This window comes from Bradyrhizobium sp. BTAi1 (genome assembly GCF_000015165.1).
Taxonomy (GTDB): Bacteria; Pseudomonadota; Alphaproteobacteria; order Rhizobiales; family Xanthobacteraceae; genus Bradyrhizobium; species Bradyrhizobium denitrificans.
In genome coordinates this window covers 2,829,915-2,854,499 of record NC_009485.1, presented here as the reverse complement: position 1 = coordinate 2,854,499, position 24,585 = coordinate 2,829,915, and the positions used below count along the sequence as shown (strand labels likewise).

Annotated in this window: 21 protein-coding genes; 9 read left to right on the top strand and 12 right to left on the bottom strand. The window is 65.8% G+C overall.

Annotated features, from left to right (window positions below; all coding sequences use genetic code 11):
• Positions 1–93 precede the first annotated feature (93 nt).
• Positions 94–585 carry a TlpA disulfide reductase family protein gene (locus BBTA_RS12830; RefSeq protein WP_012042916.1) on the top strand — a complete coding sequence of 164 codons (492 nt, stop codon included), beginning with the start codon at positions 94–96 and terminating at the stop codon, positions 583–585.
• A gap of 53 nt (positions 586–638) precedes the next feature.
• Here the strand turns inward: BBTA_RS12830 and BBTA_RS12825 are convergent, their stop codons facing one another.
• The 3 genes from BBTA_RS12825 to BBTA_RS12815 all read right to left on the bottom strand — a co-directional run bounded on the left by BBTA_RS12825 (position 639) and on the right by BBTA_RS12815 (position 4,463).
• Positions 639–2,294, bottom strand: coding sequence for a hypothetical protein (locus tag BBTA_RS12825; RefSeq protein WP_012042915.1), 1,656 nt, complete (start codon positions 2,292–2,294; stop codon positions 639–641).
• An 83-nt stretch (positions 2,295–2,377) separates the two neighbouring features.
• Positions 2,378–3,064, bottom strand: a complete 687-nt coding sequence (locus BBTA_RS12820; protein ID WP_012042914.1) for a cysteine hydrolase family protein — start codon at positions 3,062–3,064, stop codon at positions 2,378–2,380.
• Positions 3,065–3,425: 361 nt separating this feature from the next.
• Entirely contained in the window at positions 3,426–4,463 is a 1,038-nt protein-coding gene (locus BBTA_RS12815) for a S1C family serine protease (protein ID WP_012042913.1), read from the bottom strand.
• Between the two features lie 153 nt (positions 4,464–4,616).
• Here BBTA_RS12815 and BBTA_RS12810 point away from each other — a divergent pair, with 153 nt between their 5' ends.
• The gene (locus tag BBTA_RS12810) at positions 4,617–5,384 is read left to right on the top strand and encodes a thermonuclease family protein (RefSeq protein ID WP_041750603.1); all 768 of its coding nucleotides are present in this window, start codon (positions 4,617–4,619) and stop codon (positions 5,382–5,384) included.
• On the opposite strand, the gene BBTA_RS12805 is transcribed toward BBTA_RS12810, so the two are convergent.
• From BBTA_RS12805 to BBTA_RS12775, 7 genes are all read right to left on the bottom strand, one after another.
• Positions 5,359–5,565, bottom strand: coding sequence for a hypothetical protein (locus tag BBTA_RS12805; RefSeq protein ID WP_041750602.1), 207 nt, complete (start codon positions 5,563–5,565; stop codon positions 5,359–5,361). The genes BBTA_RS12810 and BBTA_RS12805 overlap by 26 nt on opposite strands.
• Positions 5,562–5,954 (bottom strand): cytochrome o ubiquinol oxidase subunit IV, encoded by a 393-nt coding sequence (cyoD, locus tag BBTA_RS12800; protein ID WP_012042911.1) that lies wholly within the window; start codon positions 5,952–5,954, stop codon positions 5,562–5,564. Before cyoD ends, BBTA_RS12805 begins: the two co-directional genes overlap by 4 nt.
• On the bottom strand, positions 5,951–6,592 hold the full coding sequence (locus tag BBTA_RS12795) for a cytochrome (ubi)quinol oxidase subunit III (RefSeq protein WP_012042910.1): 642 nt from the start codon (positions 6,590–6,592) through the stop codon (positions 5,951–5,953). The genes cyoD and BBTA_RS12795 overlap by 4 nt, the downstream gene beginning before the upstream one ends.
• Positions 6,593–6,616: 24 nt before the next feature.
• Positions 6,617–7,450, bottom strand: coding sequence for a COX aromatic rich motif-containing protein (locus BBTA_RS12790; protein WP_012042909.1), 834 nt, complete (start codon positions 7,448–7,450; stop codon positions 6,617–6,619).
• Between the two features lie 71 nt (positions 7,451–7,521).
• Positions 7,522–8,853 carry a sorbosone dehydrogenase family protein gene (locus BBTA_RS12785; RefSeq protein WP_041750601.1) on the bottom strand — a complete coding sequence of 444 codons (1,332 nt, stop codon included), beginning with the start codon at positions 8,851–8,853 and terminating at the stop codon, positions 7,522–7,524.
• A gap of 90 nt (positions 8,854–8,943) precedes the next feature.
• The gene (locus BBTA_RS12780; RefSeq protein ID WP_371260195.1) at positions 8,944–10,740 is read right to left on the bottom strand and encodes a chloride channel protein; all 1,797 of its coding nucleotides are present in this window, start codon (positions 10,738–10,740) and stop codon (positions 8,944–8,946) included.
• A 295-nt stretch (positions 10,741–11,035) separates the two neighbouring features.
• Positions 11,036–12,268, bottom strand: coding sequence for an acetyl-CoA C-acetyltransferase (locus BBTA_RS12775; protein WP_012042906.1), 1,233 nt, complete (start codon positions 12,266–12,268; stop codon positions 11,036–11,038).
• A 471-nt stretch (positions 12,269–12,739) separates the two neighbouring features.
• Between BBTA_RS12775 and BBTA_RS12770 the strand changes: the two genes are divergently transcribed.
• From BBTA_RS12770 to dctA, 3 genes are all read left to right on the top strand, one after another.
• Complete coding sequence (locus BBTA_RS12770) at positions 12,740–14,188, top strand: MmgE/PrpD family protein (RefSeq protein ID WP_012042905.1); 1,449 nt, start codon at positions 12,740–12,742, stop codon at positions 14,186–14,188.
• 94 nt (positions 14,189–14,282) lie between these two features.
• The gene (locus BBTA_RS12765) at positions 14,283–15,254 is read left to right on the top strand and encodes an amidohydrolase (RefSeq protein ID WP_012042904.1); all 972 of its coding nucleotides are present in this window, start codon (positions 14,283–14,285) and stop codon (positions 15,252–15,254) included.
• A 40-nt stretch (positions 15,255–15,294) separates the two neighbouring features.
• Positions 15,295–16,680, top strand: a complete 1,386-nt coding sequence (gene dctA, locus BBTA_RS12760) for a C4-dicarboxylate transporter DctA (protein WP_012042903.1) — start codon at positions 15,295–15,297, stop codon at positions 16,678–16,680.
• Positions 16,681–16,830: 150 nt separating this feature from the next.
• Here dctA and BBTA_RS40725 read toward each other — a convergent pair whose 3' ends face one another.
• On the bottom strand, positions 16,831–16,983 hold the full coding sequence (locus BBTA_RS40725) for a hypothetical protein (RefSeq protein ID WP_168167889.1): 153 nt from the start codon (positions 16,981–16,983) through the stop codon (positions 16,831–16,833).
• A 25-nt stretch (positions 16,984–17,008) separates the two neighbouring features.
• Between BBTA_RS40725 and BBTA_RS12755 the strand changes: the two genes are divergently transcribed.
• Positions 17,009–17,929 carry a PepSY-associated TM helix domain-containing protein gene (locus BBTA_RS12755; protein ID WP_012042902.1) on the top strand — a complete coding sequence of 307 codons (921 nt, stop codon included), beginning with the start codon at positions 17,009–17,011 and terminating at the stop codon, positions 17,927–17,929.
• Between the two features lie 3 nt (positions 17,930–17,932).
• On the opposite strand, the gene BBTA_RS12750 is transcribed toward BBTA_RS12755, so the two are convergent.
• Positions 17,933–18,706 carry a TetR/AcrR family transcriptional regulator gene (locus tag BBTA_RS12750; protein WP_012042901.1) on the bottom strand — a complete coding sequence of 258 codons (774 nt, stop codon included), beginning with the start codon at positions 18,704–18,706 and terminating at the stop codon, positions 17,933–17,935.
• A gap of 51 nt (positions 18,707–18,757) precedes the next feature.
• Between BBTA_RS12750 and BBTA_RS12745 the strand changes: the two genes are divergently transcribed.
• From BBTA_RS12745 to BBTA_RS12735, 3 genes are read left to right on the top strand one after another with little or no spacing between them, the layout of a single operon-like run.
• Complete coding sequence (locus BBTA_RS12745; protein WP_012042900.1) at positions 18,758–20,320, top strand: efflux transporter outer membrane subunit; 1,563 nt, start codon at positions 18,758–18,760, stop codon at positions 20,318–20,320.
• Positions 20,320–21,435 carry an efflux RND transporter periplasmic adaptor subunit gene (locus BBTA_RS12740; RefSeq protein WP_012042899.1) on the top strand — a complete coding sequence of 372 codons (1,116 nt, stop codon included), beginning with the start codon at positions 20,320–20,322 and terminating at the stop codon, positions 21,433–21,435. Before BBTA_RS12745 ends, BBTA_RS12740 begins: the two co-directional genes overlap by 1 nt.
• A 28-nt stretch (positions 21,436–21,463) precedes the next feature.
• Entirely contained in the window at positions 21,464–24,544 is a 3,081-nt protein-coding gene (locus tag BBTA_RS12735; RefSeq protein ID WP_012042898.1) for an efflux RND transporter permease subunit, read from the top strand.
• Positions 24,545–24,585: the final 41 nt, after the last annotated feature.

The following is a 24,585-nucleotide window of genomic DNA, read 5'->3' as shown; positions in this document are numbered from 1 at the left end:
GCGCCCGCACGGCGCGATCTGCTGCTGGCCGCGGCCAGCCTGCTGCTGACAAGCAGGCCTGCCTGCGCCGGCGCGCAAGACCCGAGCCCGCCGGTGTTCCGCAGCGGCCGCACCCAGTTCATCGTCGAGCGGCCGCGCAAGGCGCTGCGGCCTTTGAAGCTGCAGGATATGAGCGGGAAGGACGTGACTCTCGCGCCCAAGCCCGGCCATGTCACGCTGGTCAATCTCTGGGCGAGCTGGTGCGCGGCATGCAAGATCGACCTGCCGACGCTGGCCGGGCTGGACCGGATGCGGAGTCCGGCGCTCGACGTCTGGACCATCTGCACCGACCGGCGCGACATCAAGAGCATCCGCCGCTATGCCGAGGCGATCGCGATGCCCCGCGCCTCCTTCGCCGATCCGCATGCGCAAGCGACCAATCCGGCCAATGCCGATGCCTCGCTTTTCGCGACGCCGGCGATGCCGATCACCTATCTGATCGGCACGACGGGATTGATCGAAGGCTATGTCACCGGGGCGGCCGAATGGCTGTCCGAGCCGGGCCAGGCGCTGCTGCGCTATTATCTCGATCTGCCGGGCGCGTGAAAAATCATAACCGGCGGCCATGCCGCCGGCTGTCGTTCTCTTTGAAAAGATACCTATTCTGCTGGCGCCGCATGCATGTCGGCATGCGCCACGTAGCTCTCGGACGTGCCGAGCCGCCCCAGCGCGAACAGCCCGCCTGCGACCACGGCATAGGCCAGCGCCACCGCCGGCGTGACGCCGAAGCCGCCGCCGATGCCGACCGCCTCGCCATGCATGAAGCCGAAATAGGTCATCACGGCACCGGCCAAGGCGAAGGCCGCCGCCTTGGTGAAGTCGCGCTCGATCACGAACACGCCGATCGCGCCGAGCACGAGGCCGGCGAGGATCGAGCCGCCGCCCATCACTTCCAAGCCGTGATACAGAACGCCCTGCTGCGGCAGCGCGGCAATCGCGGCGGTCTTGACCGCATCGACCTTGTCGGCTGCGAGACCGCCGATGCTCTGCGCCGCCGTCACGGTGGAAGCCAGCATGGTGTCGATCTGCAGCTTGGCCCAGGCGGCGAGATGCGGCGTGAAGGCGAGCACGATTGCCGGCGCGTGCTTGACCGGCGTGGTCTGGAACGCCTGCGCGCCGATCAACATGCCGATATAGAGCAGGATCGGCGAAATCGCGACCACCGGCACCAGCGCCAGCAGCACCGAGATGATGCCGAGCCAGGATAGCACGATCACCATCAGGCCGGTCGCCGCCGAATAGCCGATGCGGCCGCCCATCGCCTTCCAGCCGGGATGGCCGATATAGACGGCGTTGATGAAGGGGTTGCCCATCATGCAGCCGATCAGGCTGACGATGCCGTCGGCGGTCAGCACGCGCGTGGTCGGATATTCGTCGCCGGCGGCTTCCGCGCTCTCGACATTGTCCATGGCCTCGACGAGGTCGTAGATGCCGAACGGGATCGCGGTGACCAGGATGATGCCGAGATATTCGAAGCCGGAGAACACCGTGCCAAACGCCGGCAGCGGCACCGAGAAGCCGAAGCTCGCAAAGGCATCGCCGACGCCCTTGACGCTGAGGCCGCCGAGACCGAGGCCGAACAGGTTCGAGCCCCAGCCGATGATCATGCCGACGGCGATCGCCACGAGACCTGCAGGCAGCCCCTTCGGATATTTCACGCCGCCGAACCAGCTGACGAGAATGATCGCGAAGCAGACGAGGCCGATCTGCGGCGTCATGTACATCTCGAGCGCCGGCCGCATCGAGATGAAGGTGACCGAGACGCCGGCGAGCGTGCCGAGCAGCGCCGCCCGCGGCGTGATCTTGCGGATGTACGGCGCGACGAAGCCGCCGATCATCAGGATGAAGCTCTGGAAGAACACCCAGACGAGCCCGGCGGACCAGCCCTTCAGCGGATCGCCGGTCTTGAGCGTGATCGGCAGCATGATCACGAAGGTGACGATGAACATATGCGGGACGCTGACACCGGACGGCAGCGCGCAGACATCGGTCCGCCCCGTCTTCTGCGCCAGGCGATAGGCGAGAAACGCGTAGTAGAAGGTCGACAGGCACATCATCAGACCGAGCGCCGGCAGGATGCGGCCGAACACCAGGCTGTCCGGCATCTTCAGCACGAAGCGCAACAGCCCGGTGAGGACGAGCATGTTGACGAGGATGTTGGTGCCGAAACCGAAGAACGCGTTCCAGTCGCCGGGTGTCCACAGCACCGGCTTGAAATCCGCACTTGTCGAGCTTGCCGTCCCGCTTCCGCTCATCGCCTTGCTCCCCTGTTGAGTTGAACGCCTACATTTTCGAGCTCATCTCTCGCGACCCGTGTCTCTCGTGTCTCCTCTGCGGCTCAGCCGATCGCCTGCAGCACGGCCGCTGACTCCGCGACCCAGCCGAAAATGCCGCCCTGGGCCTTGATCATCTTCAGGCCCATCTCGTGGAATTCGGGGAAGTAGGAGGCGCAGCCATCGGAGATGACGACGCAGCGATAGCCGCGGTCATTGGCCTCACGCACGGTGGTGTTGACGCAGACCTCCGTGGTGACACCACACACCAGCAGATTTTCAATGCCGTGATGCTGCAGCACGTCGCCCATTTCGGTCGCGTAGAACGCGCCCTTGCCCGGCTTGTCGATCACCACCTCGCCATCGATCGGATAGAGCGCGGGAATGATGTCGTGCCCGGCCTCGCCGCGAATGAGGATGCGCCCCATCGGTCCGGGATCGCCGATCCGCAAGGACGGTGCACCGCGTTCGATCTTGGCCGGCGGCGCGTCGGACAAATCCGGCTCGTGGCCCTCGCGGGTGTGAATGACCAGCATGCCGGTCTTGCGCGCTGCCGCCAGCACGTTGGCAATCGGTGCAACCGCCCGCGCCAGCTGCGACACGTCATTGCCGAGCGTCTCGCCGAAGCCACCCGGCTCCATGAAGTCGCGCTGCATGTCGATGATGACCAGCGCGGTCCTCGACAGGTCGAGGGTGATCGGCTCAGGCTCGGCTGTGACCGTGGCGGTTGCCGCTGCAGATGAGTTCGCCATGTCAGCCGCTGCCTCCGCGCGAGAATGTCTCGCAACCAGCGAAGCAAGCGCTATGCCATTGTGTACAATGGCCGGATGAGCACGACGGACTACGAAGTCATAACTCATTCAATGGGTTGGAGCGATTGCCTGGTGCTGCCCGCTTGCTGGGCAACCGCCACTCTCAAGCGATCAGCTTATTTTGTAAGCGGCCATTGCATGCAGCGGTCGCCGCTTTGCTGCTCTGCGAGCCAAGCGAAACACACGTGGTGATCGTGGCGTGCTTGACGGCCCGCCCGCCTCGCACGGCTCCCTGGGGTGCGTCCCGGCGTTCGCCGGGACGACCGCATTGTGCTTGGCGCCAGCCTATCGCCTCACGCCGCTACGTCGCCGGCTGCCGCGACGCCGGCTTGCGCTCGACGGGATGAATGTCGATGCCGCGCAGCCGTCCCAGCCGCAGCACGTCCATCGCCACGGTGCGGCCGATGCGGTCGCGGTCGAGCACGCGGATCAGGTCGTCGACGCCGTTGATGTCGACACCGTCGAGCCTGATCACGACATCGCCCGGCAACAGCCCGGCACGCGCGGCCGGCCCGTCCGGCTCGATCTGCATCAACAACGCGCCCATCTTGTTCTCGACGCCGGCCAGCACGGCGTGGCGCCGCGGCACCGGCGCGGTCTGTCCGGAGACGCCGACATAGGCGCGGCGGACATAGCCGTGGCGGATGATCTCCGACAGCACGAATTGCGCGGTGTTGCTGGCAACCGCAAAGCAGATGCCCTGCGCGCCTTGGATGATGGCGGTGTTGATGCCGATCACCTCGGCGGCCGACGACACCAGCGCCCCACCCGAATTGCCGGGGTTGAGCGCGGCATCGGTCTGGATAACGTCCTCGATCATCCGGCCCGAGACCGAGCGGATCGAGCGGCCCAGCGCCGAGACGACGCCGGCGGTCACCGTCGACTCGAAGCCGAGCGGATTGCCGATCGCGACCACGAGTTGGCCGCGCCGCAGGCTCTTGGAGTTGCCGAGCGCGGCGTAACGCAAATCGCGCGCATGGTTCGCGCGCAGCAGCGCGAGGTCGGTGTCGGGATCGACACCGAGCACCTGGGCGTCGGTGACGACACCCTCGACATCGCGCAACCGGATGGTCTTGGAGCTGCCGACCACATGGCTGTTGGTCAGCACGAGACCATCCGGCGAGATCACGATGCCGGAGCCGAGGCCGCCGCGCTCGCCGCGGGAGCCGACCTTCGGGCCGGTCTCGACGCGGACGACGGCCGGGCCGACGCGCTCGGTGACGTCGATGACAGCATTGGAATAGGCGTCGAGCAGCGCCCGATCATCGGCGGGGGCAGCACCAGACGCTTGCGCCGGCGACAGTGCGTCGCCGGCGACATCGGAAGTGAAATCCAGCATGGTGTAATTCCTTTGTAACGTCAGATGGGTAGCAGGCCGCTCCGGCGCAAGATCACAGCCGGCGGAGCTGTTCCCGCGGCCCTTGGCGAGACTCATGCGCGATGTGGTAGGAGTTCGGCAGGGTATTTGATGCATTTGATTGCGGGAGGAAGCATGCGGCTGCGAGACCGGCTGTTGTCATTGTGCGGGGCGATCGTGATCGGAGCGGGCATGGCGAGCGCGTCGCTGGCCGCGACCGCTGCGGTCCGCAGCGGCGACACCCTCCAGCTCGGTGAGACCGTGTATCGACTGGACGGCATCGACGCGCCGGAGGTCGATCAGCTCTGTATCGACGACCACGCCGACCCCTGGAGCTGCGGTGTCGAGGCGCGCGAACAGTTGACCAGACTGATCGCCGGCCGCGCGGTGCGCTGCGACGATCTCGGCCCGGACAAGCCGCTCAAGAGCCGCAGGCTCGGCCTCTGCACCGTCGACGGCGACAAGCTCAGCCTCAACCAGCAGATGGCACGGGCCGGCTACGCCGTGAGCGCCGACCCGGCGGTCAAATATCGCGCCAAGGACGATATCGCCGCCGCCAAGGAGGCGCTGCGCGGGATCTGGAAGGGCTGTTTTGTCGCCCCCGGCGAGTTTCGCACCGACAAGAAGGACGGCTCCCTGCTCGGCGCGTCCTGCCGCAGCGATCGCGACCGCGAGATCCGTGACGTGTTGTTCCCGGACGCCCCGAGCGCGCCGCCCGGCTGCAGCATCAAGGGCAAGTTCGCGGTGCGCGCCCGCGTCACCGGCAATATCGGCATCTATCATCTGCAGGGCTGTCCGAGCTATCCGGCGACGACCGAACCGGATCGCTGGTTCTGCTCAGAGGATGACGCCCGCGCCTCCGGCTTCCGCCGCGCCTTCAATTGCCGGGCGCCGAAGAAGTAAAGTCGGCGCACTGACGCCACATAATCCAGAGGGTTTCGTGTGGCCCCTGGATCGCTTCGCTTGCGCTCGCGATGACCGCATGTGTGGCGCGTTCAGTGCCCGCCACGACCGTCATTGCGAGCGCAAGCGAAGCAATCCAGGGGCTCAGCAACCACTCGGCGATATCAGCGGCGATGCTCAATGCTGCATCTGCATCAGCGGATCCATCGGCATCATGTTGTGGTTGAGGTTCGACATGATCCACAGCGAGCCGCCGACCACAAGGAAGACGATGATCAGCCCGAAGGCGAGCGCCAGCACGTTGTTGGTGTTGTCGGGCCCGGTCGTGATGTGCAGGAAAAACACGAGATGCACGCCCATCTGGGCGATCGCCAGCACGATCAGCGCCACCGGAATCGAGGGCTGCCAGACCAGGTTGGTCCCGGCGATGAAGAACGAGGCCGCGGTCAGCAGCACCGCAAGGCCGAGACCCGCCACGTGGAACAAGATGCGGGAACGCAGATCGCCATGCTGCTGCTCGCCCGGCGCAAGATCGCCGCGATCGTCGAACTCTTGGACCTGATCGGTCATGTCGCACTCCCGAGCAGATAGACCACGGAGAACACCGCGACCCAGATGATGTCGAGCGCGTGCCAGAACAGCGCGAAGCACAGGATGCGGCGCTCGATGTCGGCGCGGAATCCCTTCGTCATCACCTGCGCCATCATCGTCAGCAGCCAGAGAAGGCCGGCGCCGACATGCAGCCCGTGGCAGCCCACGAGGGTGAAGAAGGCCGACAGGAAGGCACTGCGGCTCGGCCCGTCGCCGCGCCCGACGAGATCGGTGAATTCCCGGGCCTCGAGCAGCAGGAAGCCGGCCCCGAGCAGGCCCGTCGCAGCCATTGCGACCTGGAACCAGAGCGCGCTGTGGCGCTCGGCGGCGATGCTCGCCATGCCGCAGGCGAAGCTCGACACCAGCAGCAGCGCGGTCTCGATCGCAACGTTGCGGATGTCGAACAGCTCCGCGCCGCCGGGCCCGCCGGCCGTGGCTTTCGACAGCACCGCGAAGCTCGCGAAGAAACACGAGAACATCACGATGTCTGACAACAGGAAGATCCAGAAGCCGTAGCCGGTCACGATCCGCTTCGGCGCGGGCCCGTCGTGCTCGGCCGCCCGCAGGTGATGCGGATCGGCATAGGCCGGGGCCTGCTCGACAGCGCTTACCGACATCGCCACACTCCGACGACGAACCAATCAGTGTGCATGGGATGCTCCGCCTTCCGGACGCGACTTATTCTCGCTCAGTTGAGGTCCGGGCGCTGGTGGAATGTGCTGGCTGGCGATCTTGCCGAACAGTTCGGGATCGGCGAGCCGGTAGGTCTTCGGCGTCGTCTCGACCGACTGCGCTGCGAGCTGCTTGTAGCTCGCCTCGTCGAGCACCTGGTCGCTCTTGGCGGCATTGGCTGCCCAATTGGAGAAGTCGACCTGCGACACAATGTGGGTGTCGAACATCATGTCCGGAAAGCCGTCGCCGCTGAACTGCGAGGCAAGGCCCTTATAGGTCCCTACGTGATCGCCGCGCAGGTTCAGCTGCGTCACCATGCCGTTCATGGTGTAGATCATGCCGCCGAGCTGCGGGATGAAGAACGCCGTCATGACGCTGCCCGAGGTCAGCTCGAAGCGCAGCGGCGCGCCGATCGGAACCGTGAGGCTGTTGACGGTCGCGATACGCTGGTCGGGATAGAGGAACAGCCATTTCCAGTCGAGCGAGACCGCCTGGATGCGGATCGGAAGGCCGGTGCCGGCGACGGGCTTGGCAGGATCGAGATCGTGCGAGCCGATCCAGGCGACGCCGCCGAGCAGGATCACGGTGAGCGCCGGGATCGACCACACCACGAGTTCGACCGCGCCGGAATAAGCGAAATCCGGTCGGTACGTCGCCCTCGTGTTGGAGCTGCGGAACCAGAACGCGAAGGCGAGCACGGCGATCGAGGTCGGCACGATGATCGCCAGCATGATGATGACGGAGTCGATCAGGATCGTCTGCTGCGCGGCGGCGATCGGTCCTTTCGGATCGAAGATGTTCATGCGGTCATCCGGCGTTCAACCCCGCTCACAACCCATGCTGGGTCGGGAGGTTCCTGCGCCGCGACAACCGCTCAGCGGCTGACGCGCCAGATCGTGCCGTTGCCGTCCTCGGAGATCAGCAAACTGCCGTCGCGCGCCACGGCGACGCCGACCGGCCGGCCCCAGACCTCGCGGTCGTTGACGACGAAGCCGGTGACGAAATCCTCATATTCGCCGGTGGGCACGCCGTCCTTCAGCCTCACCCGGATCACCTTGTAACCGGTGCGCTTGGAGCGGTTCCAGGAGCCGTGCTCCGCGGCGAAGGCATCGCCGCGATACTCCGGCGGGAACAGGGCTGCGTCATAGAAGGTGAGGCCGAGCGAGGCGGAATGTGCCTGCAGCAGCACGTCGGGAATCGTGACCTGCCCCTTCAGGTCAGGACGCTCGCCGGCGTGCCGCGGGTCCTCGTTGTCGCCGACATAGTACCAGGGCCAGCCATAGAACCCGCCCTCCTTCACCCGTGTGACATAATCCGGCACCAGATCGTCGCCGAGCCCATCGCGCTCATTGGTGGAGCACCAGGGCGTGCCCGATCCAGGCTGGATCGCCAGGCCGACGCAATTGCGGATCCCGGTGGCGAACAGGCTGCGGTTCTTGCCGTCGGGATCGAACGCCAGCACGCCGGCACGTTCGGTCTCGGCGCCCCACGCAGCGCCCGGCGGATTCGCCTTGATCCAGGCGGCGAGGCCGCCATCCGGCTCGCCCAGAGCTTCGCCGACATTGCCAGCCGACCCGACCGAGACCAGCATGCGCTGGCCGTCCGGGGTGAAGACGAGATCGCGCGTCGAATGGCCATAGCCCGCGGGCAGGTCGGCGACGACGACCTGCATTGCGCCCGCCGGCTTCATGTCGCCGGACCGATAGGGAAAGCGCAGCACGCGGTCGGTGCTCGCCACATAGACCCATTGCGGATCGACGCTCGGATAGAAAGCGATGCCGAACGGATGGCCGAGCCGCTCGGCGAACATCTCACTTGACGCAACCTTGCTGCCGTCCTCGCTCGGACGCAGCACGCGGATGCGCCCTGCCCGGGTCTCGGCAACGAAGATGTCGCCATTGGGCGCGGTGCGGATGATACGCGGGCCGCTCAGCCCGTCCGCGAACAGCGCGATCTTGAAGCCGTCGACGACCTTTGGCAGGACCGAGGCCGGCCGCTGCACCACGCGCGAGACATTGGCGGCGGATGCGGTGGCGCCGGGCTTCGGCAGATCCTCGGGACGGATCAGCCGGATCGTGCCGGGCGCGTCGCCCTGCCAGCTGCCGAAGGCGTCCCGGCCTTTCAGCACTGCAGGTTCGGCTGCTGCGGATGTCGTCGCCAGCGCAGCGGCAGTCGCCGCAACCGTCATTCTCGTCCAAATCGTCATGCAATCCTCGCGCGTCGGCCGCGTCTCAAGCGGCCGGCAGCCTACTCTGTTCCCGGCGAGAAGATTCCGTGTCGCGGCGATGTGACGCGATTACGACAGCGCGCCGAGCACACCGCGCGTCGCCTGATCGATTTCCTCGACATAGCGGCGGCGCGCGAAGGACTCGGTGAGGAAGCCGATCACCTTGCGGCTGTTCTCCGACTCCAGCACCGCGAGCACCTCGGCGCCGGAATCGTCAAAGATCTTCATCGCCGTCTTGACGTTCATTTCGGGCAACAGCGCGACATCGAAATATTTGGCGAGCTCCACCACCTGGATGTCGTCCGCGATCGAATCCAGTTCGCCCGAGAACAGATCGGGCAGCGACACCAGCCCGCAATAATCGTCGCTGTTGTTGACGACCACGACCGCCTGGCGGGTGCCGAGCGCGAATTCGCGCCGGCAGGCGGCGATCGAGGTGGTGGTCGGTACCTTGCCGACGTCGGAGCGCATCAGCCGCTCGACGGTGAGATTGCGCAGCCAGCCGACATCATTGGCGCTGCGGATGGTCTCACCGCGCAGATGCAGGCGCCAGGTCGAGAACGAGTGCCCGAACAGCACGCGCACGTACACCGAGGTCACGATGCAGGCGGCCAGCACCACCGCGGTGACGTCGACGCTGCGCGTCATCTCCAGCACCAGGAAGGACATCGTCAGCGGCCCGCCGACGATGGCGACGCCGAGCGTCGCCATGCCCGTGAGCATCGCGACGAGGGGATCCAGCGCGACGCCCAGTCCGACCATCGCGAGCAGGCCTGCGAACAGCTTGCCGAGCAGGCTGCCGATGAACAGCGAGGCGAAGAACAGGCCGCCGCGGAAGCCCGACGCCAGCGAGATCAGGCAGGCCGCGAGCTTCAGCACGATGATGGTGGCGATCATGCCGACCGCCATCTCGCGATGCAGGTCGAGCAGCATCGCGCCGTGACCGGCCGCCAGCACCTGCGGCGTGACGATCGCCATCGCTCCGACGCAGACACCGCCGATCGCGGGACGCAGCCACACCGGAATGCGGACGAACAGCCGCTCGACGGCCGGCGAGGCACGCATCACCACGATGCCGATGCCGGCGACCAGCAGCGCGAGCACGAACAGCGCGATATATTGCTCGAAGCCGACCGCGCCGACCTTTTGGATCTCGAGCGAATACGGCGCACCGGTGAGATATTGCGACGTCAACGCCCCGGCCAGCGAGGCCGCCAGGATCGGCGCGGCGCTGGCCACCGAATACACCCCGACGATCAGTTCGCACGCATAGAACGCGCCGGTGATCGGCGCGCCGAAGGCCGCGGCGATGGCGGCGGCCGCGCCGCAGCCGACGATCAGGCGGAGATCGTTGCGGCGAAGCGTGAGATATTGGCCGAGCAGCGAGGCCACGCCGGCACCGATCTGGGTGTAGCCGGCCTCGAGGCCGACCGAGGCGCCGGAGCCGTTGGAGACCAGCGTCTGGCTGCTCACCACGATGCTGTCGCGCATCGACAGCCGGCCGCCGCGCAGGGCATTGGCCTCGACCGGGTCCACAGCGGCCGCGATCTTCCAACGCCGCCGCAGCCATTCCATCACCCCGAGGATGAGGCCACCGCAAGCCGGCGCAATCAAAGCGATGATGGGATTGACCCAGGCGTTGGCGCTGAGCCGCACGTCGATCGGGATGCCGTAGATCAGCACATGGGCGACCTGCGCGATCAGGCTCATCACCGTCACGATCGCGCCGGTAGCAACGCCGATCACCAGCGCCAGCGGTATCAGGTAGAACTCGTTGCTGCGCAGCAGCGCCCGCAGCCGCGTGACCACCCGGTTCGAAGCCTTGCGATCGATGATATGCGACAGTGTGGAGAGCACGAGAGCCATTTCTTCTAAGATGAGGCCTCTCGGTGGCAATAACCCGCCGCAAATTGCGGAACAAGCGCGAATTCCTTTCCAGTCGAAACGTGGTTGACTGGTCCGGAAAGTGGAACCGCCGCGGCCTGCGGGGAGCAGCGACAGCATCAACGAAATCGACGCGGGAACGTCGCAAAACTGGCTTTGCCGTTTCCGGCGGGCTTCCGGCCAATCCGGTCGCCTGTTCCTCGCACCCGAACGACAGCGCCCGCTGCGGGGGTCCGCGGCGGGCGCAACGACCGGTATCAGGCGATAGACGAACGCCTCAGACGCGCTCGATGATGATCGCCGGCGCCATGCCGCCGGCCGCGCACATCGTGACCAGGCCGCGCTTGAGGTCGCGCCGCTCCAGCTCGTCGAGCAGGGTGCCGATCAGAATCGAGCCTGTGGCCCCGATCGGGTGCCCCAGCGCGATCGAACCGCCATTGACGTTGACCTTGGCGCGGTCGAGCTTGAGGTCGCGGATGTACTTCTCGGCAACGACCGCGAACGCCTCGTTGATCTCGAACAGGTCGATGTCATCGAGCGTGAGCCCGGCCTTGGCCAGCACCTTGCGCGTCGCCGGCACCGGCGCGTTCAGCATCAAGGTCGGATCGTCGCCCATATTGGCCATCGCCACCACGCGCGCGCGGGGCTTGAGCCCATGCGCCTTGGCATAGGATGGCGAGGCCAGCAACAGCGCGGCGGCGCCGTCGACCACGCCCGACGAATTGCCGGCGTGATGCATGAACTCGATCTCGAGGCCGGGATAGCGCTGCAGGATCAGGCCGCGATAGGTCGTGCCCTTGTCGTCGAGCGCGTAATCGGCAATCGCTGGAAACGCCGGCTTCAGCCCGGCCAGCGCCTCGGCGGTGGTCTGCGGCCGCGGATATTCCTCATGGTCGAGCGCGAGGCTGCCGTCGTCGCGATGCACCGGCACCAGGCTCTTCTTGAAGTGCCCGCCGGCGATCGCGGCCGCGGCGCGCTTCTGGCTCTCCAGGCCGAGCGCATCGACATCGGCGCGGGTGATGCCTTCCATGGTCGCGATGGCGTCGGCGCACACGCCTTGATGCGACTGCGGATGCAGCGCGCGCAGATGCAGATTGCCGGCATCCATCATCAGCGGACCCTCGCCGCGCCGTCCTTCCATCGACATCATCTCGCAGCCGCCGGCCACGACGAGATCCTCTTGCCCCGCCATGATCGAAGCGGCCGCGATATTGACGCTGGTGATGCCAGAGCCGCAGAAGCGGTCGAGCGTGACGCCGGAGGCGCGGATGTCATAGCCGGCATCGAGCGCCGACATGCGGCCGAGATCGCCGCTCTGCGGGCCGCGCTGCGACGAGCAGCCCCAGATGATATCGTCGACATCGGCGGTGTTGATGCCGGTGCGATCCGCCAAGGCGCGCAGCACGGTGGCGCCGAGATGCTGCGGATGCAGCCCGGCCAGCGCCCCCTTGCCGGCCTTGCCGATGCCGCGCGGTGTCCTGCAGGCGTCGATGATGAGCGCGTCGACCATGGTGTTTCCTTTGCCCGTTGTTGTTCTCAGGTCGGCCGTCAGGCCGCAGCGCCGCGCCGCCAACACCGCCTTTGCTGTCGCATAGCATTCCGCCGGCGGTGTCCACAACGGCACTTCGAGCTGTCAGCGCATGATCAGAACGCACGGCATACCGTTGACGTTACTCGCTTTTCCGTCGCACGAACAATTCACCGCAGCGCCGTGATGGACTGCCCTTCTCACAGGCGCGTTGAAGACGATCCTGCCATGGCCACTTGTCTTGCAGCGCCCCTCGAACCACCGCATCCGCAACATCGCCGCGCAGGCCACAGCGCATTGTCCAATCAAGCGAACTGACCGTTCACCCAAGGCTCCTTGTAAAGCCTGGACGAGTGCAGGATCGTGGCATGCCAGTGGCGAACCGGATCAGGATCGCGCCAGGGCCAAGCGCAACACGGACGCGACAAGGCGCCGGATCGGGAGGACGTCATCATGATCACGATGTCACGCCGCCAACTCATGGCGGGGGCCGCAGGCCTGTCGCTGGCGCCCCTCTGCCGCGTGCCGGCAATGGCGGCAGATGCGGCCAAGTCCGACAGCAAGGACGTCACGAAGATCCTCGCCCATTATCTCGTCAGCGCGCGCTACGAGGACCTGCCGGAGAATGTCCGCAAGGCAGGCGTCCGCACGCTCCTGAACTATGTCGGCGTCGCCATTGGCGGGTCGCACCACGAGACGGTGGACATCGCGGTCGCGGCGCTGGCGCCGTTTTCCGGCCCGCCGCAGGCCAGCCTGTTCGGCCGAGCCGAGCGGCTCGACATCATGAACGCGGCCTTCATCAATGGCGTCTCCAGCCACATCTTCGATTACGACGACACCCACCTGAAGACGATCATTCATCCCGGCGGGCCGGTGATCTCGGCCATCCTGGCTCTTGCAGAGATGAAGCCGGTCAATGGCCGCGACCTGCTCAATGCGCTCGTGCTCGGGGTCGAGACCGAATGCCGGATCGGCAACGCGGTGTATCCCAATCATTACGATGTCGGCTGGCACATCACCGGGACCGCCGGCGTGTTCGGCGCGGCCGCCGCCGCGGGCCGGCTGATGGGCCTAAGCGAACAGCAGATGGTGTGGGCGCTCGGGCTCGCCGCCTCGCAGCCGGTGGGCCTGCGCGAATCCTTCGGCTCGATGAACAAGAGCTTCAATCCCGGCCGCGCCGCCGCCGACGGCCTGTTCGCGGCGATCCTCGCGTCGAAGAACTACACCAGCTCCGATGGGATGATCGAGGCCAAGCGCGGCTGGGCCAACACGATCAGCACCAAGCAGGACTACCGCGAGATCACCGGCGAGCTCGGCCAGCGCTATGAGGCCGCGCTCAACACCTACAAGCCGTTTGCCTGCGGGATCGTGCTGCATCCCGCGATCGATGCCGCGATCCAGCTGCGCAACGAGAACAGCCTGACCGCAGCGCAGGTCAAGTCGATCGACATGAAGGTCAATCCTTTGGTGCTCGAACTGACCGGCAAGAAGACTCCGAAGGAAGGGCTGGAGGGCAAGTTCAGCGTCTACCACGCGGTCGCTGTGGCCCTGATCGAAGGCGCTGGGGGCGAGAAGCAGTTTTCCGACCGCGCGGTGCGCGATGGCGCGATCATCGAGCTGCGCGGCAAGGTCAATCCGGTGATCGATGCGGCGATCAAGCCGGAACAGGTCGAGATGTCGATCACGCTCACCGATGGCCGCGTGCTGACCAAGCGGATCGAGCATGCGATCGGCAGCCTGGAGCGGCCGATGAGCGATGCCGATCTCGAGCGCAAGTTCAAGGATCTCGCCGAAGGCATCATTCCCCCGCAGCAGATCGCGACCGTGATGGAGCGCTGCTGGACTGTCGAAACCCTGGCCAGCGCCGGCGACATCGTCGCGGCCGGCCGCAAGGCGGCCTGAGCGGATCGGCTGCCCGCCGATTCCGGCGATGAGACATGCTGTGACCCGGCAGGTGACGCTGCCGGTCACGACGGCCATTTGAAGGAGACCCACGATGCGACGACGAGATCTGCTGGCCACCATGGCGGGACTGGGCACGGCAACCGCGCTCGGCGCAGCCCCGGCGAGCCTGCGGGCTGATGAGACCAAGATCCCCAGCATTCCCGGGCCGGATCCGGCGACCAAGACGCCGAACTTCAAGGCGCCGCCGGGCAGCGTCGACACCCACACTCACATTTTCGGCCCGGCAGCGACCTACCCGTTCTCGCCGACCCGCCCCTACACCCCACCGGAGGCGCCGCTGGAGATGTTTCGGGCGCTTCATGCCAAGATCGGGATCGAGCGCGCCGTCATCGTCAATGCGACCGTTCATGGCACCGACAACCGCGTCGTCACCGACGCGATTGCGCAGAGCAACGGCAACTACAAGGGCGTCGCCAACATCAACGCCGCGATGTCCGATGCCGACCTCGCAGCGCCCGGCAAGGCCGGCATCTGCGCCTGCCGTTTCGCCTTCCTGCGTCGGCTCGGCGGGGTCGGCGACATGACGGTGTTCCGCACCCTGGTCGATCGCGTCGCGGCGATCGGCTGGCATGTCGACATCTACCTCGAGGCCGGCACGATCCAGGAATTCGTGCCGGTCCTGAAGGCGCTCCCGGTCACCTATGTGATCGACCACATGGGCACGATCAGCGCCGCCAAGGGCATCGACGACGCCGAGTTCAAGGCGCTGCTCAACCTGCAGGCCAGCGACGAGAAGTGCTGGGTCAAGATCACCGGTCCCGAGCGCGCCTCGGCCTCCGGCCCGCCGTTCCACGACGCGGTCCCGTTCGCCCGAAAGCTGATCGACAATGCGCCCGACCGCGTCATCTGGGGCACCGACTGGCCACATCCGAACGTCAAGATCATGCCCAATGACGGTGATCTGGTCGATCTGATCCCACTCTACGCCCCGGACCCTGCGATCCAGCAGAAGCTGCTTGTCAGCAATCCCGAACGGCTGTTCAAGTTCGCCGCGAAGAGCTGAATCACCAGCACCGGCGCAAGGCCAACCGACAGGACCGATCATGACCACCACGACCCTGACTGCCGACAGCAAGGCAGGCTCCCGCCGCGCCTGGTGGAAGGAGCTGTGGGTCCAGGTCATGGTCGCGATGGCCGCCGGCATCCTGCTCGGCGCCGTGAAGCCGGATCTCGGCGCCCAGATGCAGCCGCTGGGCGACGCCTTCATCAAGGCGATCCGGATGCTGATCGCGCCGATCATCTTCTGCACCGTGGTCAACGGCATCGCCCACATGGCCGACATGGCCAAGGTCGGCCGCGTCGCGATCAAGGCGCTGGTCTATTTCGAGGTGATCACGACCTTGGCGCTGATCATCGGTCTCGCCGCCGTCAACCTGTTCCAGCCCGGCGTCGGCATGAACATCGACCCGGCGACCATCAACGCCGCCACCATCGAGCCCTATGTCAAGCAGACCGCGGCGGTGGGCTTGGTGCCGTTCCTGCTCAACATCATCCCGCAGACTTTTGTCGGCGCCTTCGCCGAGGGCAACATCCTGCAGGTGCTGTTCATCTCGGTGATGTGCGGCTTCGCGCTGATCTGGCTCGGCGAGCGCGCCAAGCCCGTGACCGACGTGATCGAGGTCGGCGGGCAGATGATCTTCGGCGTGGTCAGGATCGTGATGTGGGCCGCGCCGCTCGGCGCCTTCGGCGCCATCGCCTTCACCGTCGGCAAGTTCGGCTTGGGCTCGCTCGCCAAGCTCGGCCTGCTGCTCGGCAGCTTCTACGTGACCTGCCTGATCTTCATCGCCGCGGTGCTCGGCCCGATCGCCGCCCTCACCGGCTTCAGCCTGTGGAAGCTGATCCGCTACATCCGCGACGAGGTTCTGGTCTGCATCGCAACCACCTCGTCAGAGACCGTGCTGCCGCGCATGCTGGAGAAGCTGGAAGCTGCCGGTTGCGAGCGCAGCATCGTCGGCCTTGTCATTCCGACCGGCTATTCCTTCAACCTCGACGGCACCTGCCTCTACCTCGCCACCGCCGCCGTCTTCCTGGCGCAGGCCACCAACACCCATCTCGACATCGGCCACCAGATCGGGCTGCTGCTGATCCTGCTGGTGACCTCGAAGGGCGCCGCGGGAATCGCCGGCGCGGCCTTCGTCGTGCTGGCGGCAACCCTCGCGGCCACCGGCACGATTCCCGTGGCCAGCGTCGCGCTGGTGCTCGGCATCCATCGGCTGATGTCTCAGGGGCTCACGCCGACCAACCTGATCGGCAATGCGGTGGCGACCATCGTCATCGCGCGGTGGGAGAATGCCCTCGATACGACACGCCTCACGCAGGTGCTGGATGGCGATGCCGTCGACGCGCCGGACGGACCGCACAGCGCGGCAGGCGAGCGCGGAGACTCTGCGGCTTCCTCGCCTCGGCGTCGCCGCGACCAAGCAGAGTGACCGCTCCGGACATCACGACGGAATGTCTGTCCACGACACGGCGCTGCGCGCAGCCGCCTGCACCCCGGTCTCGCAGGCACCGAATCCTTGTAGCAATGACAGCCATGCCAACGCCGCAATGACATCGATCAAAGCGCGCATGACTTAAAATTAATAGTTGCGCTCTTTCATCGCGCCGGACGGCTCAGCTAATGAAAGCGCAACACGGCCCTCGGCACCATGTGCGCCGTCCGGCAGGAAACGATCGGAAACATACGGGAGGCAAACGCCTGCGGACCATTGTCGCGCCGCATCGCGCTTCATGCGTGACGATCATTCGGAGACGGTCATGAACAAGCTGCTGCTGCTCAAACTCCACCGCTGGATCAGCCTGGTCTTCGCCCTGCCCTTGCTGGTGATCATCGTGACGGGATTGATTCTTTCCTTCGAACCGGTGACGCAGGTTGCGGCGGTCAAGCCCGGCGGCATCGATGCCGCACGCGTGGTCGCGCTGGTCAAGCAATATGATCCCGACGGCAAGGCGCGCGGCCTGTCGATCAACCCGGCGGTGCAGCACATCACGCTGCTCGGCCGTCCGGGCACAGAGATCGATCTCGCGAGCGGCGCCGTGACAGACCGGCCAGCCCTGGCCGGCATCTTCCAATGGGCGCGGATGACCCATGAGCACCTGATCGGCATCCCCGGTCTCACCCTGATCTCCACCATCGCGATGGTCACGATCATGGTCATCGGCATCCTGATGGGGCTGCCACGGCTGCGCAACACGCTGTCCGGCTGGCACAAGGGCGCGGCCTGGTTCACGCTGCCCTTGATCCTGCTCAGCCCGTTGACCGGGATCTGCCTCGAGCTTGGCCTGACCTTCGCGGGCAGCACGCCAGCACCGGCGCCCGCTCGCCTGTCGCTGGCTGATGCCATCAACGTCGTCGCCCGAGATCACGATCTTGCGCAGGTGAATTCCATCGGGAATCGCGGCGGACGGCTGCTGGCGCGAATCATCGAGGGCGACGAGTTGCGCGGCTATGCGATCACGCCCGACGGTCTCTCCGCGCTGCCGCGCAACTGGCCGCGCCTGCTCCACGAGGGCAATTGGTCGACCATCGGCAGCCTGGCCAACGTGCTGATCTCGGTCGTGCTGCTGGCGTTGCTGGTCACGGGCGTGCTGATCTGGACGCAGCGCCGGCTGCGGCGGCCGAACCGGGCCCGAGCGTTTCCGGCAAAGCCCGTCGTGGCGACGTCCCAGAGCTCCTGACGATCAGGGACGCCGGGACGCTGGCGCGCGCGCGCGCTTCGAAGCCGTCTTCGTCACCGGCCTCGCCTGTCTGGTTGGTCCCGCCTTGCGGCCGTAGGCGGCAATGAACACCTTGATCCCCCCTTCGAGCTGGGCGCGGGACTCCGCCGCGCTCGGCGCCTGCAGCGACAGCGCCCACGTCAATGGCAGCCGGCCCTGGATCAGCATGAGAAACTGCGTTGCGGCCAGCCTGACATTGGGGACATCGATCAATCCCTCGGCCTTTGCCGCGCGCAGAAAAGCTGCGACCTCGGCGTCGCATCGGTCGGGCCCCGCCCGCATGAAGGCTTCGGCGATCGCCGGATAGCGCGCGGCGCAGGACATGATCAGCCGATGCATCGCCAGCGCTTGATCGTCCAGAAATATCGACAAGAATCGCTGCCCGATCTCACGCAGATCGCGTTCGAGATCGATCGTCCGATCATGCGGCATCCACAGCGGATCGCGCCGGCGTTCGCAATCTTCCTCGACAAGCGCGAGGAGCAATGCATCCTTGTCGGTGAAATGAGCATAGAGCGTTGCCTTCGATACTCCCGCATGGCGTGCGATCGCATCGACGCTGGTGGTATCGAAGCCGCTCTCCAAAAATAGAGTCCGTGCACTTTCGAGGATCTGCGTGTGCTTCCGTTCTGTACGGCCGGCGTCCGTAACAACGCGGGATAGACCTGGATTCGAAGAGGATGTCATCCTCCCTCCTAGCATCAACGTGACTTGACTCAAGCATGACATGCACAGCATGGTTCCTCAAGAAGAACTAAACGGTTTAGTTTTATGACAAATGATGTCCGAATGTTTCCGACGACGCGACGGATCCTCTCGAGACGCGGCACGGCGGCGACGCCGCTGGGCCTCGTCGGCTGCAGCGTGCTGCTCGCGTCCTGCGCCGTCGGGCCGGACTTCATGCCGCCTGACGCGCCGCCCGCGACCGGCTACACGTCCGAGCGCCGGCTCGCTCCGACCGGAAGTGCGGCGACGCCGGGCGGCAATGCGCAAAGTTTTGCCGCCGGGAGCGACCTGCCCGGCACCTGGTGGGCGCTGTTTCATTCCCGGCAGATCAACGCCTTTGTCGAGGAGGCGATTCGCAACCATCCGGACATTGAAGCTGCGCAATATGCGCTGCGGGCCGCGCGCGAGAACGCGCTGTCGCAGCAGGGATCGCTGTTTCCACAGGTAAGCGCGAGCGGATCGGCCGAGCGCACGCAGGCCTCGACCACGCAGTCCGGGCAATGGCCGGGCCAGACCTCGCTCTACACACTCTATGGTGCCTCCGTCAGCGTCAGCTATGCGCTCGATCTGTGGGGCGGCACCCGCCGCCAGGTCGAGGCGCTGCAGGCGCAGGCGGACTACCAGGCGTTCAGGATGGAAGCGACCTATCTCTCGCTGACCGCCAATGTCGTGACCGCTGCGATCACCGACGCCTCGCTGCGCGATCAGATCGCCGCGACCGAGGAGATCATCAAGGCGGAGACCGATCAGCTCGAGCGGATCCAGCGCCAGTTCGACGTCGGCGCCATCTCCAAATCGGACGTGCTGTCGCAAGAGGCGACGCTGGCGCAGGCCAAGGCAACGCTCGCCCCGCTGCAGAAGCAGCTGGCGCAGCAGCGCAATCAGCTGATGGCCTATCTCGGCCGGCTGCCGCATCAGGATCGCGGCGAGCATGTCAGCCTTGCCGAGCTCCGACTGCCGCGCAAGCTGCCGGTCTCGCTGCCCTCCTCCTTGGTCCGCCAACGGCCCGACATCCGGCAGGCCGAGGCGACCTTGCATCAGGCCACCGCGACGGTCGGCGTCGGCATTGCCAATCTGCTGCCGCAGGTCACGCTGTCGGGCAGCTATGGCGCGAGCGGACCGGAGCGGCTGTTCTCGCCGACCACGCTGGTATGGGAGGCCGCCGCGAGCGTCAGCCAGAAGCTGATCGACGGCGGCGCGCTCTACCACACCAAGGAGGCCGACGTTGCGACGTTCGAGCAGGACCTGTCGCTCTACAAGAGTACGGTCATCACCGCATTTCAGAACGTCGCCGACTCCTTGCGCGCCATCCAATACGACGCCGAGGCGCTGAAGGCGCAGGCCGCCGCCGAGAAGGCGACCGCCGACAGCCTCAACATGGCGATCGAACAGTTCAAGAGCGGCGCCGTGCCCTACGCCAACGTCATCAACGCGCAGCAATCCTATCTCAACGCGCGGGTCTCCCGCATCAAGTCGCAGGCCACCCGCTTCACCGACACCGCGGCGCTGTTCCAGGCGCTCGGCGGCGGCTGGTGGCATCGCCAGGACGAGACACCAGCGGCGCTGCCCCGCGCCAACCCCGGCTATTTCGCCGGCCCCAATCGGACGACCCAGGAAGCAATGTGATGAAGAAGCGCATGACCATCATGCTGGCCGCCATGGCTGTTCTGTTTGGCGGTCTCTACGGCTTTCAGACCTTCAAGGGCATCATGATCGCCAAGGCGATCGGCGCCATGGCGAACCCGCCGCAGACGGTCTCGACGGTCACCGCGGAGACCGCGCCCTGGCGCACCAATCTCACCGCGGTCGGCTCGCTGCGTGCCGTCAACGGCGCCGACCTGGCGCTGCAGGTCGCCGGCATCGTGCAGAGCATCCAGTTCAATTCCGGCGACAGCGTCGAGGCGGGCCAGCCGCTGCTGCAGCTGGTCGCCACCGACGACGTCGCCAAGCTGCAATCGCTGCAGGCAACGGCCGAGAACTATGCCATCGTGGTCAAGCGCGACGAGGAGCAGATCAAGTTCAACGCCGTCAGCCAGGCGACGCTCGACAGCGACCGCGCCAATCTGAAGAACGCCCAGGCGCTGGTGACTCAGCAGAAGGCGATCGTCGAGCAGAAGACGCTGAAGGCGCCGTTTGCCGGCCGGCTCGGCATCCGCGCCGTCGATCTCGGCCAGTATCTCGGAGCCGGCACCACGATCGTGACATTGCAGAGCCTTGATCCGATCTTCGTCGATTTCTATTTGCCGCAACAATCGCTCGCGGAGATCCGGATCGGCCAGGATGTCGGCGTCGCCGTCGATGCCTTTCCGGGCGAGCGCTTCACCGGCCAGATCTCGGCGATCAACGCCAAGGTCGATTCCACCAGCCGCAACGTCCAGGTCCGCGCCACCTTGCGCAACAATCAGGCCCGGCTGCTGCCGGGCATGTTCGCCAAGGTCGAGATCGCGACCGGCAACCCCGAGCAACTCGTGAATGTGCCGCTGACGGCTGTCGTCAGCAATCCCTATGGCGATCTCGTCTACATCGTCGACGATCTCAAGGACGGCCAGGGCAAGGCGCGGCAGATGTTCATCAAAAGCAAGCCGGCCAAGGGCGACCGCGTCGCCATCACCGACGGCGTCAAGCCCGGCGAGACGGTGGTGATCGCAGGCCAGCTCAAGCTGCGCAATGGCAGCCCGGTGAAGATCGACAATTCGCACGTTCCTGTCGCCGAGGCGGCGCCGAACATCGTCGACCAGTAAGCCCCGCGCCCTCGTTCAGAGAACATCCATGCGTTTCACAGACATCTTCATCCGCCGGCCGGTACTGGCGCTCGTGGTCAGCGCCCTGATCCTCGTCCTCGGCCTGCGCTCGATGACGACGCTCTCGATCCTGCAATATCCGCGCACCCAGAACGCGATCGTCACGGTGAGCACCGCCTATGCCGGCGCCGATTCCGACATCATCGCGGGCTTCATCACGACGCCGCTCGAGAATGCGATCGCCCAGGCCAACGGCATCGACTACATGACCTCGACCAGCGTCACCGGCAGCAGCACCATCACGGTCAACCTGCGGCTCAATTACGATTCCGGCAAGGCGATGACCGAGATCAACGCCAAGGTGAACTCGGTGTTGAATCAGCTGCCGACCGGCACGCAACAGCCGACCTTGACCCTCAAGGTGGGCCAGACCATCGATGCGATGTATATCGGCTTCGCCAGCGACGTGCTCGCGCCCAACCAGATCACGGACTATCTGACCCGCGTGGTGCAGCCGAAGCTCCAGGCGGTCTCGGGGGTGCAGACCGCCGAGCTGATCGGCGCCAAGAAGTTCGCGCTCCGCGCCTGGCTCGATCCCGACAAGCTCGCCGCCTACGGCCTGACCGCGACGGACGTGTCGACCGCCTTGTCCGGCAATGACTACATTTCCGGTCTCGGCACGACCAAGGGCCGGCTGGTGCAGGTCGACCTCGCCGCGGCGACCAACCTGCATTCGCTGGAGCAATACCGCAACCTGGTCGTGAAGCAGGTGAACGGCGCCATCATCCGCCTGCGTGACGTCGCCAGCGTCACCCTCGGCAATGACGACTATGACACGGCGACACGCTTCAACGGCAAGACCGCGGTCTATATCGGCATTCAGGTGGCGCCGACGGCCAATCTGCTCGACGTGATCAATGGCGTGAAGGCCGTCTTCCCGGATCTGCAGCAGCAGTTGCCCAACGGCATCCGCAGCGAGATCATCTACGATTCTACCGACTTCGTGAACTCCTCGATCGACGAGGTCGAGCACACCCTGGTGGAGGCGATCGGCATCGTCATCGTGGTCGTGTTCATGTTCCTGGGCTCGTGGCGCTCGGTCCTGATCCCGGTCATCGCCATTCCCCTGTCGCTGATCGGCACCTTCGGCCTGATGCTCCTGATGGGCTTCTCCATCAACCTGCTCACCTTGCTGGCCCTGGTGCTCGCCATCGGCCTCGTCGTCGACGATGCCATCATCGTCGTCGAGGCCGTGCATCGCCTGATCGACGAGGGCGTGTCGCCGGTCGAGGCGGCGATCCAGTCGGCGCGGGCCCTGGCGAGCCCGATCATCGCGATGACCGTGGTACTGATCGCGGTCTATGTGCCCGTCGGCTTCCAGGGCGGCCTCACCGGCGCGCTGTTCACCGAGTTCGCCTTTACGCTGGCCGGCGCCGTCACCGTCTCGGCGGTGATCGCGCTGACCTTGTCGCCGATGAACTGCGCCTGGCTGCTGCGGCGGACCGAGCGCGGTTCGACCACGCTGGAGGCGCGGCTCGTGCGCGCGATCGACCACGTGCTCGAGCGGCTCGCGCATGCCTATCGCCGCTGCCTTGAAAGCGTGTTCTCGACCAAGCCTGTCGTCGTGGTGTTCGCGTTTCTGCTGCTCGCGATGATCCCCTGGCTCTATGTCAGCTCCACCAGCGAGCTCGCACCGGACGAGGACCAGGGCGTGGTGCTGACGCTGACCAACTCGGCGCCTTCGGCCACGCTGGAGCAGCGCCAGTTCTATGCGCAGCAATTGCATGACCTGATCGCGGATCGGCCGGAGACACGCACGGTGTTCCAGATCGACGCCTCCACGCAGGTGATCGGCGGCTGGGTGCTCAAGCCCTGGGATCAGCGCAAGGCAACGACGAAGACCTTGCAGCCTGAATTCCAGCAGATGCTGAATGGCATCGCCGGCGCGCGCTCGGTCGCCTTCCAGCCGTCGCCGCTGCCGGGCAGCAACGGCCTGCCGATCCAGTTCGTGATCGGCAGCACCGGCACCTTCAACCAGCTCAATGATGTGTCGCGCGACCTCATGAACAAGGCGCTCGCCAGTGGCAAGTTCATCTTCCTCGACAGCGACCTCAAGATCGACAAGCCGCAGACCACCGTCGTGTTCGACCGCGACAAGGCCGCCGATCTCGGCCTCAAGATGAGCGATCTCGGCGGCGCGCTCGCCACCATGCTGGGCGGCAATTATCTCGATTATTTCAGCCTCGAGGGCCGCTCCTACAAGGTGATCCCCCAGGTGCGGCAGAACGACCGCCTGACCGACGCGCAACTCCTGGATTATTCGATCCGCGCCGGCAGCAGCACCATGGTGCCGCTTGCGACGGTCGCCCATCTCGAGCACAAGACAATCCCGGAGTCGCTTAACCACTTCCAGCAGATCAACGCCGCGACCATCTCCGGCGTCGCGATGCCGGGTGTCTCGATGGGAGACGCGCTGGCGACGCTGAAGGAGCTCGGGAAGTCCCTGCCATCGGGCTATTCGATCGATTATGGCGGCGCCTCGCGGCAGCTCGAACAGGAATCCGGCGGCTTCGTCACCACCTTCGTCTTCGCGCTGATCATCATCTTCCTGGCGCTCGCCGCCCTCTTCAACAGCTTCGTCGATCCCATCATCATCCTGGTCTCGGTGCCGATGTCGCTGGCCGGCGCGCTGATCTTCATCAGCCTCGGCATCGGCGGCGCCAGCATCAACATCTACACCCAGGTCGGCCTCGTCACCCTGATGGGCCTGGTCAGCAAGCACGGCATCCTGATGGTGGAGGTCGCCAATGAGCTGCGTGAACAGGGCAAGGACCGCACCGAGGCGATCATCGAAGCCGCGACGATCCGGCTGCGGCCGATCCTGATGACGACCGCGGCGATGGTGCTCGGCGTGATCCCGCTGATCACCGCGAGCGGCGCCGGCGCGGTGTCGCGCTTCAACATGGGCCTGGTCATCGCCACCGGCCTCTCGATCGGCACCCTGTTCACGCTGTTCGTGGTCCCCGTCGCCTATGCGCTGATTGCCCATCGCGGCACAACGGTCGAGGCGACAGCGCACAGCAAGGAGGCGCCCGCCGCCGTCTCGTGAGTGAAAACAGTTTCTTTATCAGACACTTGGCGCCGGTTTCG